The organism is Stratiformator vulcanicus (assembly GCF_007744515.1).
GTDB classification, from domain to species: domain Bacteria; phylum Planctomycetota; class Planctomycetia; order Planctomycetales; family Planctomycetaceae; genus Stratiformator; species Stratiformator vulcanicus.
On the sequence record NZ_CP036268.1, the window covers coordinates 2,420,942 to 2,425,677 of the forward strand.

A 4,736-nucleotide genomic window follows, 5' to 3' on the forward strand; every position below is an offset into this window, starting at 1 on the left:
TTCTGAGTGGAAGATTATCTGACTTGCTGCCATCACACTAACGGGCGTGACCCAAATACAATTGATACGCCTCAAACCTGTCGAAGATTTCGCGTTATGAGCCTGAAGTTAGCGATTGCGCATCTCGCCATCATTCTTCTATTTGCCTCGGCAGCGACATCCCTCGCGTCTGCCCAAGATGAGGCGGTCGTCATCGAAGACGCGCTCGTGCGGCTGATCTCAGACGTCAAAGTTTCGGCGTCGAAGGCGGGCCGGTTGGAACTCTTGGGCGTCCAGGAAGGAGACACCGTAGAAGCCGGCCAACAACTCGGCCGACTCCAAGATACCGTGGCACGGATCGATGTCGAACTAGCCCGCCTCGAACTGCGTATCGCTGAGGAAAAGGCCGCGGACGACGTCGACAAGCGATTTGCAGCGAAATCGTTGGCCGTAGCGGAGTCGGAGTTGGCTCTTTCGGAACGCGCGACGCGACGGGCTCCGGGCAGTATCTCCAAAACGGAACTCGACCGCCTCAAGCTGGTCGCAGACCGGGCAGAGCTTTCAATTGAGCAGGCTGATCGTGATCTCCGCGTTGCCGATTTAACGACGCGGCACAAGGAGCGGCTTGTGGAGGCGGCCCAGGCCCAAGTCGGATTGCATGAGATCGTCGCACCAATCAATGGGACAATCGTCGAGATTTATGCCGAAGCCGGAGAGTGGCTCACCGAGGGCGACCCGCTGGTCCGCCTGATCCGAACCGATCGGCTCAGGGTCGAGGTCAGCCTCAACGCATCCCGCTACGGCTCAGGATTACTGGGCCGCTCGACTCGATTGGCGGTCCGGTTGCCATCCGGTCAACGAGACGTCGAGTTCAACGGCGTTATCACATTTGTCAGCCCGGAGGTGCAACCCGTCAGCGGGAAGGTCCGAGTCTGGGCCGAGGTCGAGAATCCTGAAGGATTGCTCCGACCGGGAGTTCGCGGCCAACTCACGATACTGCCGGAGATGGAGTGAGTCGTTCGAGGTGCCTTTGATTCAGCCGACTTGTCAGCAAACTGACTGCCTACCACAAGCTGACTGCCTACCACTTCGGCGTGAACGGATCCTCGACCGCCTGCGAGAACTGAATTGCATCGATGCCTTGATGTTCCGCCCGCGGTTGTTCGTCGTCGGGCACGTCGTCCGAGAAATCCGGGTCGGCGGGCGTCGGCGGAGCCGCTGGTGGATCAAATTCGGGTGACGACGGCATCGGTGGCGGCTGCGTGAAGGTCCCCGGGTGATCATTCGAGCCATCGGCCGGGAACCCGAGCACTGCGCCGAACTGGCTCACGCGACCGGAACTGATAAAGCCCGGCTCGTTCTCTTTGCAGTGCGCCCAAGTCTCACGCTGACGATCTTCCAATTCTCGCGCGCTGACCTGAGCACAGTGTGACCAAGGCCCTTCGCCCATGTAAATGCCCCGATCGCTCAGTAGCGTCCCCGCCTCTGCTGAAACATTTTTGATGGCAATTTCATGCGCGACGAGCGACGCGTAGTAGGCATTCATCGCTTGGGCCAACGCCTGTTGACCGTCCAGAACGAGGTCGATCGAAACCTTGTCGACCTCATAGACTTCCTGGGCGGCGGTGAGTCGCTCCCGCGCGGCTTCGAGCCGGTTGTAGTTTGTCCGAATCGCAGCATGGGCCCGAGAGACCTCGGAAATCGCGTCGGCCAAATCGTTTGCGATTTGTAATTCCTGATCCCGGAGAATTGCCCGATCCCGCATTAATTGCAGTTCGGCATATCGCACACCGGCGTGGGCCTGTCGAAAACCGATAGGGATCGTCATTTCCGCACCAACCTGCCATTCCTGGTGGCCGCCGTCCATGACGTCTTGAGCAGCAGACCCGTCGCCCGCGAGCGTGGGGCCGAAGCCGCGTGCTCGGCTCAAACCGACGATATCGAGTCGGGGTAGCGTGAAGTTCTTCGACCCCTCCAAGAGTAACTCGTCCCGCTTGACGGTCCACTTTTGTCGCCGGATTTCCGGACGACGCGAGAGCGCCTCACTGAGCGCGAAGTCCCAGTCGTACTCGATCGAATTATCGATCGGTTCTTCGCGGGGCCGAAGCAACAGGCCGTCGCTATGCGGAAGATTCATCAGACGGCGCAGGCGGCGTTCTGAGCGGTATACGCCACCTGGTGCATCCGCGCGTCCGCTGAGGGCGTCTTGGACGAGGTTTTGCAGCACGAAGTACTGCACGCGAGCGCGGGCTTCGCGATCGGCCGTTCCTCCGGGTAATCCCCGCTGGGCCTTGATGTCGACCCATGTCTGACGAGCCGCCTCGCGTGCCATTCGCCAGGAATCGAGAGTTCGGTACGCGAGGTAAAGGTCCCAATACGCGTCTTCGACTTCGCTGACAAAGTCTTTAACGTCCGTTTCAAATTCTGCGGTGCTGATGTCCGTGTTGGTGCGGGCGATCAAGACCCCGTTCGAAAAGAAGAAGCCGGGCTGAGCATTCGGACCTGCGATCCGATTGAAGTCCACCCCGGCGCCTTGAAGCAGTGGTTGACGAACTTCCGCCTCGTAGATCGTGTCCCACGCCCCTCCGAAGAGATTTCCGGGCTGGTTGCTCGCGTCGAGAATCGTGATATTGCGCAGGTTGAATTGTGTTCCCGTCGCCGCGGTTTTACTAAGTTCAACCGAAAAATTGGTCAGCTCCTGGCGGATGTCTCGCGTCCCGCCACCGAGCGTGATGTTGTTGACCGTCCGGTCGTTGTAGTTGTAGGTCAGACTCTTGGTGAGCGTTGTATCGAATTCGCTGAGTGATCCCTCGACACCGAAGAGGGGATCGGCTTCGGTAATTGCGGGGTCGAACACGGTACCAACGGACTCGGGCGCAGCGAGCACGCTAACGCCGGCGGATTTCATGGTTTCGCCGTTTTGCAGCGCAATGGCGAGGACCTCCGCCAGGGAGATGTCCCAATACTCCGTCTCGCGGCCTTCGGGATCGTCCAAGCATCGGGGAGCCGCGCTGGCCAGTGCCTCGGAGTGCCGTCGGCAGGCGGCAGTCTCGGCCGGATTCTCGATCGCGAGCGATGTTCTCACGATCCCCCGCCCCTGACCGTGGCCGAGTTTCCCCGACCTATCCTCGCAAACAGTCGACGTTAAGCACTCTGCGTCGATCGAGGAGGCAGAAGCTTCCGTATCGCAGCACTCGACCGATGCCGAGCCGGATTGATCACACGGCGCAACGGTCGGGCCGGATTTCCCCCACTGAGTTGCCTGACATCCGACGAAAGTCGCGATCAAGCAGCTTGCGGCGTGCGCATATAGGAAGCGGGCGTGCCGACTCCCTCTTCGTGGCTTGGAATCCATTCCGTTGCCCACTAATTGTTTCAATTTCAGTCGACCGGCATTTTGGGATGCCGCTTCGTCCTTTTCGGCCGTCAGCGGAGTTGAGCGGGAGTGAACCCGGCGAGCGGAAAAGAAGAAAGATCGCAATTAATCGGCGAACCGTCACGATCTGAACTATCGGAATGGCTTACTGATCCGATGTAATGGTACGGAGTCGGGGAACCTTCCGTTCGGTTTCCACACCAGCCGATAGTTTGAAAGACCCTCATTTTTAGCCGAGTTTCGGCCACACTGACGGAAGTGGTACACGGATGCCTACGTATTTCAATGGGCTAGGATGCCTCGTCGCGTTCGCGGCCGCCATCTTCGGACTCTCTCAGCAATGCCAAGCTGGCGAGGCATACTTTCCCGTTGCACCACGCGTTGCCTCCGCCGAAACTGCCGGGCAACCGAACTCAGCAATCGAGACATCGTCGCGCTATGAAGCGAGTCTCAAACCGTCCGCAGGGAGCGAAGCCGAGGCCGGACAGAAGCGAGAGACCGTCGAGATCGACGACAGCCCGGCCGTGCTGACCTTCGAAGAGTTGCTGAAGCCGATCGGCAGCATCGGAGCGACGGCCGGGCAGAACGCCCTCGAGCTGCCGGAGGATCGCTTCCAAAGTCGATCCCCGTTGCTAATGCCTGCAGAACGCGAGCGGGTCTCGCTGATGTACCAGTGGGCGCCGTCGGGGCTGTACCATGAACCGCTTTACTTCCGGGACGTGAGCCTGGAACGGTATGGCTGGAGCTATGGCCCGGTTTTGCAGCCGATCGCCTCCGGACTTCGGTTCGGCTATGACGCGGCTCTGCTTCCCTACCAGATCGGAGTCGATCTGCCGTGGGACCGGCAATACCAACTCGGTCTCGGGCGCCCCGGCAGCTACAACCCGCCGGTCCGAAAGCACCTGCCGCTGAGCGCCCGCGGGGCATTGCTCGAAGCCGGTACCGTGGTTGGCGGCGTTGCCTTTTTCCGGTAGGCCGCCTCGCAGCCCAAGTTGTTTGCTCGTCGCGGGCTCTTCCGCTTGCTCGAACAACTGATCTCTTGCCCCAGTTTTCGGGCTCAAGAACTATTGTCCATTGGGCAATCTATGGTCGACTGACTCGATCATTCGTCGACCAGAAAAACTTTATCCTTACTAAGTTGTAAAGGGGGTGGACTCCGGGGGTAGCGAAGACTTTAATCAGCGTCACTACGGGACCGTTGTCTACGAGACATCTCCTGATCGGTCTCGCTGTTTAATCTCCGCGATCGACTCGAGTCTGCATGAACCCCCTTCACCTATTCAGGCGCAGTCGGTCCGCGACGGAATCCGAAGGCTCAACGCGACCACGCCGCCGCCGCGATGATATCCCGCTCGCGTTCGATGTCCTCGAAGATCGAACG

The 4,736-nt window shown here is 59.7% G+C and carries 3 protein-coding genes; 2 read left to right on the forward strand and 1 reads right to left on the reverse strand.

Annotated features, from left to right (window positions below):
- The first annotated feature begins 96 nt into the window (after nt 1–96).
- Nucleotides 97–993 carry an efflux RND transporter periplasmic adaptor subunit gene (locus Pan189_RS09500; RefSeq protein WP_145363683.1) on the forward strand — a complete coding sequence of 299 codons (897 nt, stop codon included), beginning with the start codon at nt 97–99 and terminating at the stop codon, nt 991–993.
- Between the two features lie 67 nt (nt 994–1,060).
- Here Pan189_RS09500 and Pan189_RS09505 read toward each other — a convergent pair whose 3' ends face one another.
- Nucleotides 1,061–3,064 (reverse strand): TolC family protein, encoded by a 2,004-nt coding sequence (locus Pan189_RS09505; RefSeq protein WP_310821294.1) that lies wholly within the window; start codon nt 3,062–3,064, stop codon nt 1,061–1,063.
- A 560-nt stretch (nt 3,065–3,624) separates the two neighbouring features.
- Here Pan189_RS09505 and Pan189_RS09510 point away from each other — a divergent pair.
- On the forward strand, nt 3,625–4,329 hold the full coding sequence (locus tag Pan189_RS09510) for a hypothetical protein (protein ID WP_145363685.1): 705 nt from the start codon (nt 3,625–3,627) through the stop codon (nt 4,327–4,329).
- Nucleotides 4,330–4,736 lie beyond the last annotated feature (407 nt).